This window comes from Brevibacillus brevis, from assembly GCF_900637055.1.
GTDB classification, from domain to species: Bacteria; Bacillota; Bacilli; order Brevibacillales; family Brevibacillaceae; genus Brevibacillus; species Brevibacillus brevis.
This window is the reverse complement of sequence record NZ_LR134338.1, coordinates 3,591,837-3,606,302: the sequence shown is the minus strand read 5'-3', so window position 1 is coordinate 3,606,302 and position 14,466 is coordinate 3,591,837. Positions and strand designations below refer to the sequence as shown.

The window sequence follows — 14,466 nt, the reverse complement described above, 5'->3', positions numbered from 1 at the left end:
GATGCCGGGCATGCCTCGGCATCTTTGTCTAAGAGAGATGAAGGAAGGATAGAGAGTGGAGATGAAAAAAACCACCATTACTGTAATCGGCGTCGGGTTGATCGGCGGCTCAATCGCGCTGTCTATGCGACGTGATCCGAATATTCGGGTAGTCGGCTACGATTTACGTCAGGATTGTTTGGATAAAGCACTGACTCTTGGTGTCATTCATGCTGGCACAACTGATTTGCAGACCGCAGTTCGAGAAGCAAATGTCATTTTCCTCGCATCACCAGTAGAGCAAATTGTTGCAACCATTCGCTCGTTAGTGGAAATGGAGCTGCAGCCGGGTGTGATCATTACGGATGTGGGCAGTACAAAAGCAGGTATTGTCAGACAAGCGGTGGATGTTATTCCCAATCATGTTACATTTATTGGTGGACATCCGATGGCTGGCTCGCATAAATCCGGCGTGGAAGCTGCTTCTGACCGTCTGATGGAAAACGCCTACTATGTTTTGACACCAGCGCCGGGAACATCTGAAGAAAAAGTAAAGCAATTGTCTGAACTACTTACACTGACTCGCGCAAAAGTCGTGCAAATGGACGCGGCTTCGCATGATCAGGTCGTGGGTGCAGTCAGCCATTTCCCGCACATTCTCGCTTCTGCTCTGGTCAATCTGGTGGCAGGGTACGACGAGGAAAATGCTTGGCATGCAACGCTTGCTGCTGGCGGCTTTCGTGACATTACGCGCATTGCATCGAGCAACCCGCAGATGTGGCGTGACATCTTGCTGCAAAACCGTGATCCGATCCTGAAAATCGCAAAGGATTGGGCAAACGCATTGGAAGAGGTCGTTCAACTTGTAGAACAGGGAGATCCAGAAGGAATCGAGCATTTTTTCAAAACGGCACGAGAATTTCGAGACAGCTTGCCTGAGCGCAAAACGGGTGCATTGCCTCCTTTGAACGATTTGTATATCGATATCCCAGACAACCCAGGCGAAATCGGACGAATTACGACACTATTGGGAGCAAGAGATATCAACATCACGAATCTTCAAATCAGAGAGACACGAGAAGACATTTATGGGGTGCTACGCATTACGTTCCATTCGCAACAAGAGTTGGAAAAGGGAGAGGAAGTTCTTCGCTTTTTCGATTACAATGTATACAAGCGCACATAAGTTTTTTATGCAAACACACTTTACAACGAAGACGCTTCACAGTGCGACTGATGATCTGGGAGAGCGTGAGAGAGAAAAGGAGTGGAAGAAATGCTTCGCGTACAACAAGCCAAACAAATCAAAGGTACCGTTCGCGTGCCAGGAGATAAGTCCATTTCCCATCGTGCCGTCATGTTTGGAGCTCTAGCAGAAGGAACCACAACCATTGAAGGATTTTTGCCGGGTGCCGATTGCTTGAGCACGATTAGCTGCTTTCGTCGGATGGGGATCGAGATTGAACAACAAGGAGATGCCGTGACTGTACAAGGAAAAGGCTGGTACGGCTTGCAGGAACCGTCTCAACATTTGGATGTAGGGAACTCCGGTACGACCATTCGCTTAATGGCAGGGATCATGGCGACACAGCCTTTCCACGTGGTGATGGAAGGCGATGAGTCTATCGCCAAAAGACCCATGCGCCGTGTGATCGGACCACTCCGTCAAATGGGAGCCAAAATCGATGGAAGAAAAGACGGCGAATACACACCGCTATCCATTCGAGGCGGGGAGCTTCAAGGGATTGCGTATCACTCTCCGGTTGCGAGTGCACAAGTGAAATCGGCGATTATGCTGGCAGGGTTGCAGGCAAAAGGCGTGACGAGTGTAACAGAGCCTCATTTATCCCGCGATCATACAGAGCGTATGCTGCAAGCATTTGGTGTACAAGTTGTGCGTGATGGCTTGACCGTTTCAGTAGAAGGCGGACAAAAGCTGAAGGGCCGTGCCATTTCTGTTCCTGGTGACATTTCTTCCGCTGCCTTTTTGATTGCAGCCGTAATGGTCGTACCAGGCAGCTCTCTTCTGATTGAAAATGTCGGAATCAACCCAAGCCGCACCGGTATCATTGATGTTGTCAAGGCGATGGGGGGAAGCCTGGAGCTTTTGAATGAGCGAGTCGTAAATGAAGAGCCGGTTGCAGACCTCCTCGTGACTCATTTAGAGCTGCACGGTATTGAAATTGCCGGAGATATCATTCCACGGCTGATTGACGAAATTCCGGTGATTGCGGTCATGGCAACACAGGCCAAGGGACAAACCGTAATCCGTGATGCCGAAGAGCTGAAAGTAAAGGAGACGGACCGTATTGCTACGGTGGTTAGTCAACTGTCCAAATTCGGTGCTAGGGTGACACCTACAGATGACGGAATGATCATCGAAGGAAAGACAGGATTGACAGGGGCTGTCATCGATAGCATGGGGGATCACCGAATTGGCATGGCGATGGCGATCGCAGGTCTCGTTGCCGAGGGTGAAACGACGATCGGAAATGATGATGCGATTGATGTTTCTTTCCCTGGCTTTCATGACTTGCTTGTGAAAATCAGCCAAGCATAAAGAATGAAAGAGAAGCTTGTGCCCTTAGGGGAGCAGGCTTCTTTTATTGGTGCGAAGACAAAGCGTTCCGAATTTTAGCAAAAATGATTTGACAAGCGCTTACATTCCGTTTATTATAAAAGTACAGTATGGTTTCTCTCCACTCCTATCCAATATAAGAAAGCACGTGTGTGCTACCGTCGTTTGAATGCGCTTACATCAACGGCGGTCTTTTTTTGTTTAAAAATCGGTTTGGCTCGAATTAGTACTTTTTCCCCTTTCTGTGCATATGCTCGTACAAGGGTAGTGTGTGCATGAGAAGCGGGAGGGGGACGAGCTATGCTGGAGCAAGGGATGGTCATACGCGGGGGAACGATTGTCACAGCACGAGGAATGAAAGAAGCAGATATTTGGATCCGTCATGGGAAAATTGTCCGAATTGCTAAAGATACCTTAACGAAAAACCCCTTCAACGATTTATATGAAGAAATAGATGCTACCGATATGTATCTTTTGCCTGGTTTCGTCGCACTCCCGACACATTCGTTGTATAAAATCAAAGAGGTAGATGTTTATATAGAAGCTATGCGAAATCTCATTAGCTCGGGTTGTACAAGCCTGGTGGACGTCTTCCGGCCAGAGCGTTGGATGAGCAGACCGCAAATCCACTATCAACAAACCCAGCATTTCAACAGTTTGCTGGATTATGTTTGGCACGTGGAAATCGATGTCGCCGATCTTCACGGTGACCGCTTAGCGGAGTGGATGAACCATGGCTATTCTTCGTTTCATGTCACGATTCGAAATCCAGAAGAAATTTCCACAATAAAATGGGAAACGCTTTTGCAACTTCATACGTCTAAACATACGATCCTGCACATGCAGGTGCAAAATGATCCGTTCTTCAAAAAAGAACAGCGGGAATACATTCGACAGATTTGGCTGGAGGCTACCCGTTATTGGCGGTTGCGAACAGTCATCACTGATTCTCAAGCGGCCTTTCATTTTGATGAAAATGACCCGTACCTGCATATCTTTCGTTTGCCTGCTGAAGTGACGGATCAAGGTCTTCGTCAATTGCATCGACAATGGTTTGGAAGCTGGCAAGTAGCGTCTCCAATTCACGATGTGCGGATTGATACACGAAAGAGCTGGTGTACGCCTGAAGAATTGCTTTGCTTGCTGGTCAGGCTCACTTCGACAAATGTTGCAAAAGCAATTGGACTGTATCCGCGAAAAGGAAGCTTGACAACTGGCGCAGACGCTGATATCGTTTTCCTGAAAAAGGAAAACTGGTTGACAAAGTATGATCTTTCCACTATTCTCAATTTTAGTGAAATGCATCTTCCAACATCTGTTATGTCGAACGGTAAATGGATATATCGAAATATGCGATTTATCCCTTTGATTGGTATGGGTAAGTGTTTATTCGACACGAAGCCCTACGCTTATGTCATATAACCCCGGTTTGGGGGTTTTTTCGTGAATGGTTTCCAGCAGACAGACGAGAAAAAGAATCGTAAGGTCGCGCAACTTTTTACATCCCCAGCAGTCTAATTATGCAAAAGGCCGCTGAGGGATCGGAATCGCAAGGAGGTAATCTCTGATCATGACCGATTCCCAGCTTATCCGAGAGATTAAAGAAGGTAATCTGGAATGCTATGCTGAACTGATTCGTCGATATGAAAAAAAGATCCTCTCATTTGTCACTCATCTTTTGCGTCAGGCACATTTAGAGCATATAGCGGAGGATATATGTCAGGAGACGTTTTACAAGGCGTATAAGAGCATTCATTCTTTCCGAGATGTAGAAGCTACATTCTCCACCTGGCTCTATACGATTGCACGCAACTCCGTACTCAGTGAATTGCGAAAGAGCCGCAATTCTGACGTGTATCTGGATGATACGTTGCAAGTGCCTATGGCATCTCCCAAGACACTGCCTGAGCAAGTTTTGCTCCGGAATGAACGGGAGAGCATGGTAAGACTGGCAATTAACAGCTTGCCAGAGAAGCAACGCTCAGCATTGATATTACGCGAGTACGAACAAATGGATTACACAGAAATCGCTACGATTCTGGATTTAACAGTGAGCTCTGTGAAATCTTTACTGTTTCGAGCGCGGCAAAGTATTCGTGGACAGTTGGAAAACTACATCCTGGACCCTCATTTGGATGAAGCTGAAGGGATGAATCGATGATGAGATGTGAAGAAGTTCAGGAAATACTGCCTGAATACGCCGAAAATCTGTTGCCTGAGGTGACCCAACGCCGGGTTGATCACCATATGGCGGCATGCTATGCCTGTCGTTCCGACTATGAGATTTGGTCGGACAGTGGTGAGTGGATGGAGATGGATAAAGAAGAATACCATTCTGTAACTCCATCACGTTCCATTGTAGATGCGGTGATGGCCCGTATTTTATCGGAAGAGCAGTGGGCGATCCCAATAGGCAGAAAAATTTTCAGTGTGACAGCGAGAATGCGACGCATGGCTGCAAGTGTAGCTGTTTTGTTGCTCATGGTCTTTTCGTTCACTTTATATGTGAATACAAGTACCACGGAGCATGCGAATTCTCTCGTTATTAACGGTGAAGTCATGGAGATTAATACGCCAAAAGCGCAAGTCATTTCTTCTTCCATGCAAACAGACGATGGTACATACGTGGTAGAAGCACAGCCATATACGTCGCAAGGAGATTCACTGGAACATGCCACTGCTTCGATCGTACCGCTCGATGGGAAGCCAACTTCTACTGATTTAGCCAAGCCGAATTACAGTATCGTGCTTAGTATTTTTGGAATCCTTATTACTGTTCTTACAATGAGCTGGCTAACGCGAGCATAATGGTATATGATCAAGAGTAAAAGAAAAGACCGTCTTCGGACGGTCTTTTGTGGCTATTTTATTAGAGTAGTTGTTCAACAAACGCGTAGAGCAACAAGGCCACGCAAAATACATATGAGGTGAAAGAAATGCCGAAAAAGTGGCTGTATGTCATAGACGAAGCGATCAAGCGGATCGAAAACGATGAAGTAGAGTTGGGGTTGACCGCTCTGCAAAAGGTTCAGGAGCATGGAAAAGATTTGCCGGATGTCATGATGTATTTGGCAGAGGTCTGGTATCGACTCGGTCATTTGGAAGAGGCGAGTCAATTGCTGACAGATGTCATGGCCAAAAATCCGCAAATGGATTCCTCTTTGCGCAGAGAATGCCAGCTGCTGTTAGCGGAGATTGCTTTGGATTCCAGTGATTTTGAGACGGCGCAACATCTTCTCTATGAATGCAAAGAATCTGGCTTCGAAAGCATTCAGCTTGACTTGTTGCTAGCGGATCTGTATTCACTCCAAGATTTAGATGAAGTAGCGGTCAAGTATTTGGAGCAAGCGAGACTGAAGGAGCCAGATAACCAGGATATTATGGCAGCGCTAGGTAACTTGTATTTCCGCATTGGAGAAGACGAGAAAGCAATGAAGCTCCTGGAACAAGCCGGGGATGAAAGTCTGTCCATGCTTTTGACGAAGGGGCGCTCGTACGCACAAAGCGGTCAATTCGAACAGGCTTACCAAGTATTCCGTCAGGCGCTGGTCATGGATCGTTCCCCAGAAGTCCTCTACGGATGTGCACTGATGGCATTCCACGTTGGACGACTGGATGAAGCGGCAGAATTGGTCAGCAGTTTGCAAGCGGTTGACGATGAGTATGTGGCTGCTTACCCATTAGCTGCAGATGTGAATCTTTCGATGGGGAAAACAGAAGCGGCTATTGAGGCTCTAAAGCAATATGTATCGTTGTCAGGTTTCGATTTGGATCAGATCCGCAGGCTGATTGCCCTTTTGACTCAAGCAGGGCGCTATGAGGAAGCGAAAGAATACCAACAGCTTCACGACCTGTGGGACCATGAATCTGAAGAGGAATAATAAAAAATCGCCAAACAGGAAGTCACTTCGGTGGCTTCCTGTTTATTTTTCCGCATTTTGGCAAGAATGAGAGACAAGTAAGCCATCGTAAAGAAGGGATGCACAGATGAACTTGGCTGAGATCTTGGTGTACACCGATATCCGGCAGCTCCATCAGATTGCCAACCATTACGGATGCGAATGCAACCCTCATTCCAAAAACGAATTGATTACGTCACTGTTGTCTAGCTTGAGGCACAGGTTGACAATCTCTCAAGAAGTTGAGCAGCTGAGCAGTGCGGAAACCCATTTTTTGCTCCAATTGTTCCTGGACAAGCGTACGGTTATGTCGCTTGAGGATTTGTTGGCGAAGGCCGGGGTGGCACTGGCGTGTGAAAAGGAAAAAAAGCAGGAGGAAGGACGAAAGTTTGTCGCAGCTGCAATGAAGCGAGGATGGATTTTTCCGGCGAAAAGTAAAACCGTAGGGCAGTATCAAATTCCGCTGGACATCCGTGAGCCGTACTTGCAAGCGTGGTTGACAACGTGGCGTGAGTCAAACGCATTCCTTCATCCGGGGCCGCAAGCTTACAGGGATGAAGGAACAGCACTTTGCGATGATATCATGCAATTTTTACAATTTCTCCAGCAGGAGCCAGTACCGCTAACCGCAGAAGGTGGCATGTACAAGCGTCATCAGCAGCAGCTTTTTCAATTTTTGCACGTAAAAGAAGAGCCGCTATTGCCGCAAAAATGGCGTTTTGGGTACGGTTTGCACTTTGATTTATACCCTGACCGTTTTTCCTTGCTCTACGATTTCTGCTACTATCACCGATGGATTGTAGAAGTGGACGGCAAGGTAGCAGTAACGGAAGCGGGGAGGGAGCGACTGGAGCAAACGTATACCGATCAATTGTACCATGATGTCATTCGCTTCTGGATGAGGCTGTACAAGCGGGCTGTCCCAAACTTGCCGATGCTGGTTCAGCTCATTCCGTTGATCGCATCGGGTGGATGGGTAAGTCAGCAATCGCTGATGGACACGCTGCTCCATTGGATGAAAGAGTTTTACTACGATTCACCTACAGATATCTTGGTGAATCGGGTATGCAAGATGATGGTGCACCTTGGATTGTTGCGCGTCGGTCAAGACGAACAGGAACAGTGGTTATACACCGCAACGTATGCGAGCCAGACTTGGCTTCGAAAATACAATGGTTTTACCGAAACGACTATTTTATTGAAGTGAGGGATGGGTATGGAGTGGCCGAATTTCTATTCCAACGCGTACGGAACGAACAATCAAATGGTTTCCGGTTTGCTATCTGAAATGGTGATCGACGAGCAGATGCGTCAATATCGCAAGCGTACGCTAATTCAGGAGATTGATGAGGCACTTGCATCGAAAAACAAAGAGCTGTTTTTGCGCTTAACAGACGAATTAAAAGAAATCATGGCTTACGAGAAAGCCTAAATACATAATCGTATGCGTTATTGCGAGTCTCCAACCATTCATGGTACGCTTGTTTCCAGAAATGAACAAGGAAATGAGGAGACGGCTCTATGCAGTGGAACTTGAACGATTTTGAAAACTGGGAGGAGTTGCGGTCCTTTGTGGATACCGCACTGCTCCCTCTTTATTTGTACAGCTCGGAGAGAAAAGTAGAAGAGCATGTTGTACGCATGAACTACTTATTAAATGTAGCGGCCGGGATTGAGCAGCGACTGAAGGGACGCGTACTGCTATTTCCGTTAAGCTATCAAATAGGAGAAGAACAGCTGGAACAAAGAACTCCGGCGGAATTCCCCTATAAAGTAGTGCTGCATTTTCGCGGAGAACAGATTGAATTACAGGAACGAGCGGAAGAAGGCGTGGTGACTTTATTGGTAGGGGATGAAGATCTGGAATCTTCTTTGCGTTTTGAAGTGACCGTGGATGTGCTGTACAAAGAGGTCATCAAGTTGTGGCAAAACGGGCGGGGATAAACGCTCTGACGTATAAAAGAGACGCAATAGAGAAAGCGGTTTCCGGCAATACTACAGAAAAATGGGTGGGGCAAGGTCTTAAATTTGACAATCTGGCAACAATATCCTGTCACACATCGTTTGGGTAAAGACATGTCCACTGGACATTCTTGACATCTTTATAGGCGTTAGCTATGATTGGGATTGACCTAGTGTATATGTATGAAAATGCCATCGTAGCGCTATTTTACAGGATAAGGAGGGAAAAAAGATATGGGAGACAAACGCGAAATTTCCAGGCGTACATTTTTGAACTACGCCCTGATGGGAACTGGCGGATTCCTTGCTGCGGGAATGATCACCCCAATGATTCGCTTTGCGGTAGACCCCCTTCTGCAAGGACATGCAGGTGGAGATAAAGTAGCTGTCGGCAGTCCGGATGAGTTTAGTGCCGTGCCAAAACGCGTTGAATTCAAGGTCCATACCAAGGACGGTTGGTATGAATCAGAATCTACACTTACTGCATGGGTTACCAAGAACGACAAGGGTGAGATTCTTGCTCTGTCCCCGATCTGTAAGCACTTAGGGTGTACGGTTGACTGGGGAACTGGCCCTGGACAACCAAATGAGTACTTCTGTCCTTGCCACATGGGTCGTTATACGATCAATGGCGAGCACATTTTGGGAACGCCACCGACGGCCTCTCTTGATGAGTATGAGACAGAAGTCAAAGACGGAAAATTGTATTTAGGTAAAGTAAAAGCAAATCCTCGTCCGGGGGTGAACGGCTAAAATGATGCAAAAAATGTATGATTGGGTCGACGAACGCTTAAACATCACTCCGATGTGGCGTGACTTGGCTGACCACGAAGTACCTGAGCACGTGAACCCGGCACATCATTTTTCCGCTTTTGTTTACTGCTTTGGTGGACTTACGTTCTTTATTACCGTTATTCAAATCTTGTCTGGTATGTTCTTGACGATGTACTATGTACCAGACGTTATCAATGCTTACGAATCCGTTAAGTACCTCCAGAACGAAGTAGCGTTCGGGGTAATCGTGCGCGGTATGCATCACTGGGGTGCCAGCTTGGTAATCGTGATGATGTTCCTACATACTCTGCGTGTATTCTTTACAGGTTCATACAAAAAGCCGCGTGAATTGAACTGGGTAGTCGGCGTACTGATTTTCTTCGTTATGCTGGGCCTCGGTTTCACAGGTTATCTCTTGCCTTGGGATAACACCGCATACTTTGCGACCAAAGTAGGTGTGCAGATCGCTGACTCTGTACCTTTCATCGGTCCATATGTAAAAACATTGCTCACAGGCGGAGACATTCTAGGGGCGCAAACGCTTACTCGTTTCTTCGCGATTCACGTGTTCTTCCTGCCAGGCGCACTGCTTGGTCTGTTGGGAGCTCACTTTGTTATGATCCGTTCGCAAGGTATTTCGGGTCCACTATAATCGGTCTTCGAAAAAAGGAGGAAATAGCATGGCAAAACAAGATAAAGATGCTACCTTCGTCGGAGATTCCCGAGTATCGGCGAAGCGTATCCCAAACATTTCTCCATCCTACTCCGACTTTCCAGGGAAAAACGAGCCGTTTTGGCCAAACTTCCTGTTGAAAGAGTGGATGGTGGCAGCCGTTTGCTTGGTTGGTTTCCTTGTGTTAACGGTTTCACATCCGTCGCCGTTAACTGACAAAGCAAACCCGAATGATACGTCATTCATTCCGTTGCCAGACTGGTACTTCTTGTTCCTGTATCAAATGCTGAAATATCCTTGGGCAGCAGGGGATTGGGTCGTACTCGGTACCGTTGTCGTTCCAGGTATCGCATTTGGTGCACTGATGTTGGCGCCTTGGTTGGATACCAGCAAAGAGCGTCGTCCTAGCAAGCGTCCAGTTGCTACAGGCTTGATGCTGACTGCACTCGTTGGCATTTTCTACCTGACTTGGGCGGCAAACCATGAATATCATCTGGCTCACCCAGATAAAGGTAAAGGAACTGGTGGCAAAGAGGGATCTAGTGCAACTGCACCTGCTCCTGCTGATACCAGCTTTACAGCGGATGCGCTTTGGAAAGCGCAAACAAGCTGTATGGGATGCCATGGTAAAAACATGGAGGGTGGCATGGGTCCTAACCTCCAAAAAATCGGTGCAACTTTGGATGCAGCCAAGATTACTGATGTCATCAAGAACGGTAAAGGCGCAATGCCAGCCGGTTTGATCAAAGATGATGCAGAAATCGCAAAGCTAGCTGAATACATGGCTGGCTTGAAATAAGCTAATAGGGGAAAAGCTGGCTGGTAATGCGGTCAGCTTTTTCGTTAGCGGCGTACACAGCGGGAGACGATTATACATGATCTGGATATGGGAGTGGTTTCGGCAATCTTTGGGCAAAAGGTGGTTTCTTTGGACGCTGTTCGTCGTCAACTTTTTGGGAACCATATATGGATTCATCTGGTATGGTAACCAATTGGCTGAGACACCAGCATACTTGATACCTTTTGTCCCTGACAGCCCGACAGGTAGCGGACTTTTTTCGCTTGTACTCCTTACCTATTTGTTGGGTCGCCACATTCCTGTACTGGAAGCTTTGGCTGGCATCACCAATTTTAAGTACGGTGTCTGGGCCGTCTGCATTATCGTGGCTGGTTGGATGATGGGCAATGAAGTGCGTTGGACAGACGTGATGCTGATCATTTCCCACACCGGCATGGCTGTGGAATCTGTTTTGTATGCGCGTTTTTACAAGCTAAGTCTTCTGCCGGTGGGAATCGCTGCGCTGTGGACACTGAATAATGATTTTCTCGATTACGTCATGGACATCCATCCGTGGCTGCCGAGTGTGCTGGATCCGTATGAGGGCTTCGTCGGTTTGTTTACGGTTCTTCTCAGTCTGATCTCGATCTCGGTGATCTGGTGGGTGAATATGAAGTATACGACAAATAAGGTCTAATCTTGTCCTCCTTTCCATAGGCTGTACTAGGGAAGGAGGTTATTTGCGTTGAAGAAAAACATCCGGTTTTTATTATTCTTTCTCATGATCGGGTTGTTCTTGTCGTGGCCCATTCATAATTTGTACTCGAAGCTGAATCAACCGATAGAACAAAAGCAGTTGGCAGCATTAGATCAAATTGCGCATGAGTTACTCACGTATGCAAAAAAGGGAGATCTTGAAGGGGCAGAGCAGCGCATCGTACAGCTAGCAGAACGATTCCCAAACCAGCATTTGCCCAATCCGATACGAATTGAGAGTCTGAATGCAGTGACCCAGTCCATACTGGCAGCCAAGCAAAGCTTTGCTTCCGCAAATGCAAGTGAACAGCAATTGCTGTGGCATGCCACGCGTGTCCGAATTGCCATAGACGCATTGACGCATGATCACCAGCCGATGTGGCGCAGCTACTATTCTTCTCTCGTAACACAGGTCCAAAATTTGCAGCTATCGGCTGTTGAGCGGAATTTCAGCCAGTTTCGCGAACAGTTCGATGAGAACTACCGATTATTTTTGGCCATTAAGCCGGGGATGAGCATTCAGCTTCCAGAGGAGCAAATGTCCTCGATTACAGTTGCGTACGATATCATATCCAAAGAGATGCGAAACACCCAAGTAGATTGGCAGCTGGTTCGAGAGGCATTGCGAGAATTGAACAGCTCTTTTCAAGTGGCTTTTGTGGGCGAAGAGAAGAGTACGTTTGCTCGTTTAATGATGCGGCCAGATTCACCTATTGTTATTCTCGCCTCGATCTCGATAGCTTTGATTATGGCCTTGTCTTATGTGGCGTGGAAGAAATATGACGGAGAAATCCGTTCGACCTAATAGATGCAAAAACCCTTGCCTGTCAAAAAGGCAAGGGTTTTTCTGTGCTGCTTCGTGCTAGTCGTGAAGCGGTTTCTTATTTTCATCAAGGGTGAACCCTTCTCCGAGAACTTCATGTACATCATTAACGATGACAAAAGCATGCGGATCAATTTCTTGCACAATGGTTTTAAAACGCATGACTTCGTTTCGGCTGACAACGACATAGATGACTTTCTTTTCCTCGCCAGAGTACGCACCTTTACCGGCTAAGAGTGTCACACCACGACCTACATCGAGAATTTGCTTGGCGATGCTATCTGCTTCGTTGGAGATGATCGTCAAAGCTTTTCCTGCATAGGCGCCATCCTGGAAAAAGTCGATGACTCGTGCTGCGATAAAGACGACAACAAGGGTATACATAGCGCTTTCCAGATTCAAATAGACAAGGGACGCCCCAATGACCAAAATGTCTCCGAAAAACAACGTCCGCCCCATACTGATACCCATGTATTTCTGAAGGAGTCTGGCAATGATGTCCACACCGCCGGTCGTCCCGCCGTAACGGAAAATAATCCCTAAACCGACACCAACAGCTACCCCGGCATAGAGGGAAGCAAGCAAGCGATCTTTCATTGGCAACGGAAGAACACCATCAAATACGGATAAAAAGACGGAGAGAGAAACCGTTCCCAAAATCGTGTAGAAAAAAGAAGTTCGTCCAAGAATTTTCCAGCCCAAGAAAAATAACGGTACGTTCAGGACAAAGAAGACGATTCCCTGATCCACAACAGGAACTAACAGCTTGATCAAAATACTGATACCAGTGATACCGCCCTCAGCTAGATGATTGGGAATGTTGAACGCGTTAATACCGAATCCCATAATGGCAGAACCGATGATAATGGCAATGATACTGTCAAGACGAATTTTCATATTTCCTCCTGTTCGCCGGACCAGGAAAAGGCTTCCCCCCGGACATGATGTGCAGGTAATACTTGGGTTACCTGAGGGCTATCCGAAAGCCATTATAAATGAACGCTCGTTTGATTGTCCATATGCTGGAAAGACGAAGTATTGTGATTTGGCAAACGAAGCCTTTTTTAGTACGATAGGTGAAAGAGAGAAGACTGTGAAAAAAGGAGTGGGCGGATGGAACGGCAAAAGACTATGCAAGAGATGCAGCAAGAAGTTGATCAATACATATCGCAATTTAAAGAGGGCTATTTTTCTCCGCTTTCGATGCTGGCTAGAATGACAGAAGAAGTAGGTGAATTAGCCAGAGAGATTAACCATTTTTATGGAGAAAAACCGAAGAAAAAGGACGAAGGCGAAAAAACAGTAGAGGAAGAGCTGGGTGACGTCCTCTTCATCGTGATTTGTTTCGCAAACTCACTCGGAATCGATTTGCAGGAAGCATTTGATCGTATTATGCACAAGTTTAACACTCGCGATAAAGATCGCTGGACAAGAATAGAGGAGAACGAGCAGCATGACTAAACAAATTCGTGTAGCAGTTGCAGGCGCAAATGGTCGAATGGGGCAAGAAGTAGTGAAAATGCTGGGGCAGGATACCGCGCTCGTCTTTACAGGCAATTTGGACACGCGGGTGAGCGAAGAGGAAATCAATCAACAATTGGACGAAATGAAACCGGATGTTCTGGTAGACTTTACGACACCGCATACGGTGTATCGTCATATGGAGCTCTGTCTGGCTCGTGGTGTGAGACCGGTCGTCGGAACAACGGGACTGACAACAGAGCAGCTGCAAGAAATGACTGAGCGCTATAAAGAAGCGGGACTGGGTGCCATTATTGCCCCGAATTTTGCGATCGGCGCGATTCTATGTATGAAGTTTTCCGCAATGGCAGCAAAATATATGCCACATGTGGAAATTATCGAGTTGCATCATGACCGCAAGCTGGATGCGCCAAGCGGAACTGCTTTGAAGACCGCGGAGATGATCGCGGCTGTTCGGGAAGAGCTCAAGCAAGGGCATCCTGAAGAAGTAGAAACAATTCCAGGCGCTCGCGGAGCAGATTATGAAGGCTTCCGGATTCACAGTGTCCGTCTGCCAGGCATGGTTGCTCATCAAGAGGTTTTGTTTGGGGCAACAGGCCAAACGCTGTCCATTCGCCATGATTCGATTAACCGGGAATCATTCATGCCAGGGGTAAATATGGCCATTAAAGCCGTAATGAATATGAACGGATTGATTTACGGATTGGAACATCTGATTGATTAAACGATTGATTAACATACACACGATACCCAGCCATAAAG

At 46.9% G+C, this 14,466-nt stretch carries 17 protein-coding genes; 16 read left to right on the top strand and 1 reads right to left on the bottom strand.

Annotated elements, in window-relative coordinates; all coding sequences use genetic code 11:
• Positions 1-61 precede the first annotated feature (61 nt).
• From EL268_RS17025 to EL268_RS16960, 14 genes are all read left to right on the top strand, one after another.
• Positions 62-1,165, top strand: coding sequence for a prephenate dehydrogenase (locus EL268_RS17025; protein WP_106653155.1), 1,104 nt, complete (start codon positions 62-64; stop codon positions 1,163-1,165).
• Between the two features lie 90 nt (positions 1,166-1,255).
• On the top strand, positions 1,256-2,539 hold the full coding sequence (gene aroA, locus EL268_RS17020; protein ID WP_106653038.1) for a 3-phosphoshikimate 1-carboxyvinyltransferase: 1,284 nt from the start codon (positions 1,256-1,258) through the stop codon (positions 2,537-2,539).
• A gap of 318 nt (positions 2,540-2,857) precedes the next feature.
• Positions 2,858-3,979 (top strand): amidohydrolase family protein, encoded by a 1,122-nt coding sequence (locus EL268_RS17015; protein WP_106653039.1) that lies wholly within the window; start codon positions 2,858-2,860, stop codon positions 3,977-3,979.
• A 148-nt stretch (positions 3,980-4,127) separates the two neighbouring features.
• Entirely contained in the window at positions 4,128-4,718 is a 591-nt protein-coding gene (locus EL268_RS17010) for an RNA polymerase sigma factor (protein ID WP_007716581.1), read from the top strand.
• On the top strand, positions 4,715-5,365 hold the full coding sequence (locus EL268_RS17005) for a zf-HC2 domain-containing protein (protein ID WP_088907242.1): 651 nt from the start codon (positions 4,715-4,717) through the stop codon (positions 5,363-5,365). The genes EL268_RS17010 and EL268_RS17005 overlap by 4 nt, the downstream gene beginning before the upstream one ends.
• Before the next feature lie 128 nt (positions 5,366-5,493).
• Positions 5,494-6,438 carry a tetratricopeptide repeat protein gene (locus EL268_RS17000; protein WP_106653040.1) on the top strand — a complete coding sequence of 315 codons (945 nt, stop codon included), beginning with the start codon at positions 5,494-5,496 and terminating at the stop codon, positions 6,436-6,438.
• 106 nt (positions 6,439-6,544) lie between these two features.
• Positions 6,545-7,663: a hypothetical protein gene (locus EL268_RS16995; RefSeq protein WP_106653041.1), complete on the top strand. Its 1,119-nt coding sequence runs from the start codon at positions 6,545-6,547 to the stop codon at positions 7,661-7,663.
• A 9-nt stretch (positions 7,664-7,672) separates the two neighbouring features.
• The gene (locus EL268_RS16990; RefSeq protein WP_106653042.1) at positions 7,673-7,888 is read left to right on the top strand and encodes an IDEAL domain-containing protein; all 216 of its coding nucleotides are present in this window, start codon (positions 7,673-7,675) and stop codon (positions 7,886-7,888) included.
• An 89-nt stretch (positions 7,889-7,977) separates the two neighbouring features.
• A complete protein-coding gene (locus EL268_RS16985) occupies positions 7,978-8,400 on the top strand; it encodes a DUF2487 family protein (protein WP_106653043.1) in 423 nt (140 codons plus the stop codon).
• Positions 8,401-8,652: 252 nt separating this feature from the next.
• Entirely contained in the window at positions 8,653-9,171 is a 519-nt protein-coding gene (locus tag EL268_RS16980) for a Rieske (2Fe-2S) protein (protein ID WP_106653044.1), read from the top strand.
• A gap of 1 nt (position 9,172) precedes the next feature.
• The gene (qcrB, locus tag EL268_RS16975) at positions 9,173-9,844 is read left to right on the top strand and encodes a menaquinol-cytochrome c reductase cytochrome b subunit (protein WP_106653045.1); all 672 of its coding nucleotides are present in this window, start codon (positions 9,173-9,175) and stop codon (positions 9,842-9,844) included.
• Positions 9,845-9,872: 28 nt separating this feature from the next.
• A complete protein-coding gene (locus EL268_RS16970) occupies positions 9,873-10,664 on the top strand; it encodes a menaquinol-cytochrome c reductase cytochrome b/c subunit (RefSeq protein WP_106653046.1) in 792 nt (263 codons plus the stop codon).
• A gap of 76 nt (positions 10,665-10,740) precedes the next feature.
• A complete protein-coding gene (locus EL268_RS16965) occupies positions 10,741-11,340 on the top strand; it encodes a DUF1405 domain-containing protein (protein ID WP_017248137.1) in 600 nt (199 codons plus the stop codon).
• Between the two features lie 48 nt (positions 11,341-11,388).
• Positions 11,389-12,204 (top strand): sporulation protein YpjB, encoded by an 816-nt coding sequence (locus EL268_RS16960; RefSeq protein WP_106653047.1) that lies wholly within the window; start codon positions 11,389-11,391, stop codon positions 12,202-12,204.
• Positions 12,205-12,261: 57 nt separating this feature from the next.
• Here EL268_RS16960 and EL268_RS16955 read toward each other — a convergent pair whose 3' ends face one another.
• Positions 12,262-13,119, bottom strand: coding sequence for a YitT family protein (locus EL268_RS16955; protein WP_106653048.1), 858 nt, complete (start codon positions 13,117-13,119; stop codon positions 12,262-12,264).
• Positions 13,120-13,335: 216 nt separating this feature from the next.
• Here EL268_RS16955 and EL268_RS16950 point away from each other — a divergent pair, with 216 nt between their 5' ends.
• On the top strand, positions 13,336-13,683 hold the full coding sequence (locus EL268_RS16950) for a nucleotide pyrophosphohydrolase (protein ID WP_016740047.1): 348 nt from the start codon (positions 13,336-13,338) through the stop codon (positions 13,681-13,683).
• Entirely contained in the window at positions 13,676-14,428 is a 753-nt protein-coding gene (gene dapB / locus EL268_RS16945) for a 4-hydroxy-tetrahydrodipicolinate reductase (RefSeq protein WP_106653049.1), read from the top strand. Before EL268_RS16950 ends, dapB begins: the two co-directional genes overlap by 8 nt.
• Positions 14,429-14,466 lie beyond the last annotated feature (38 nt).

Coding starts and splice junctions, on each gene's coding strand:
- EL268_RS17025 (WP_106653155.1), top strand. CDS start 62: ATGAAAAAAACCACCATTACTGTAATCGGCGTCGGGTTGATCGGCGGC.
- aroA (WP_106653038.1), top strand. CDS start 1,256: ATGCTTCGCGTACAACAAGCCAAACAAATCAAAGGTACCGTTCGCGTG.
- EL268_RS17015 (WP_106653039.1), top strand. CDS start 2,858: ATGCTGGAGCAAGGGATGGTCATACGCGGGGGAACGATTGTCACAGCA.
- EL268_RS17010 (WP_007716581.1), top strand. CDS start 4,128: ATGACCGATTCCCAGCTTATCCGAGAGATTAAAGAAGGTAATCTGGAA.
- EL268_RS17005 (WP_088907242.1), top strand. CDS start 4,715: ATGATGAGATGTGAAGAAGTTCAGGAAATACTGCCTGAATACGCCGAA.
- EL268_RS17000 (WP_106653040.1), top strand. CDS start 5,494: ATGCCGAAAAAGTGGCTGTATGTCATAGACGAAGCGATCAAGCGGATC.
- EL268_RS16995 (WP_106653041.1), top strand. CDS start 6,545: ATGAACTTGGCTGAGATCTTGGTGTACACCGATATCCGGCAGCTCCAT.
- EL268_RS16990 (WP_106653042.1), top strand. CDS start 7,673: ATGGAGTGGCCGAATTTCTATTCCAACGCGTACGGAACGAACAATCAA.
- EL268_RS16985 (WP_106653043.1), top strand. CDS start 7,978: ATGCAGTGGAACTTGAACGATTTTGAAAACTGGGAGGAGTTGCGGTCC.
- EL268_RS16980 (WP_106653044.1), top strand. CDS start 8,653: ATGGGAGACAAACGCGAAATTTCCAGGCGTACATTTTTGAACTACGCC.
- qcrB (WP_106653045.1), top strand. CDS start 9,173: ATGATGCAAAAAATGTATGATTGGGTCGACGAACGCTTAAACATCACT.
- EL268_RS16970 (WP_106653046.1), top strand. CDS start 9,873: ATGGCAAAACAAGATAAAGATGCTACCTTCGTCGGAGATTCCCGAGTA.
- EL268_RS16965 (WP_017248137.1), top strand. CDS start 10,741: ATGATCTGGATATGGGAGTGGTTTCGGCAATCTTTGGGCAAAAGGTGG.
- EL268_RS16955 (WP_106653048.1), bottom strand. CDS start 13,119: ATGAAAATTCGTCTTGACAGTATCATTGCCATTATCATCGGTTCTGCC.
- EL268_RS16950 (WP_016740047.1), top strand. CDS start 13,336: ATGGAACGGCAAAAGACTATGCAAGAGATGCAGCAAGAAGTTGATCAA.
- dapB (WP_106653049.1), top strand. CDS start 13,676: ATGACTAAACAAATTCGTGTAGCAGTTGCAGGCGCAAATGGTCGAATG.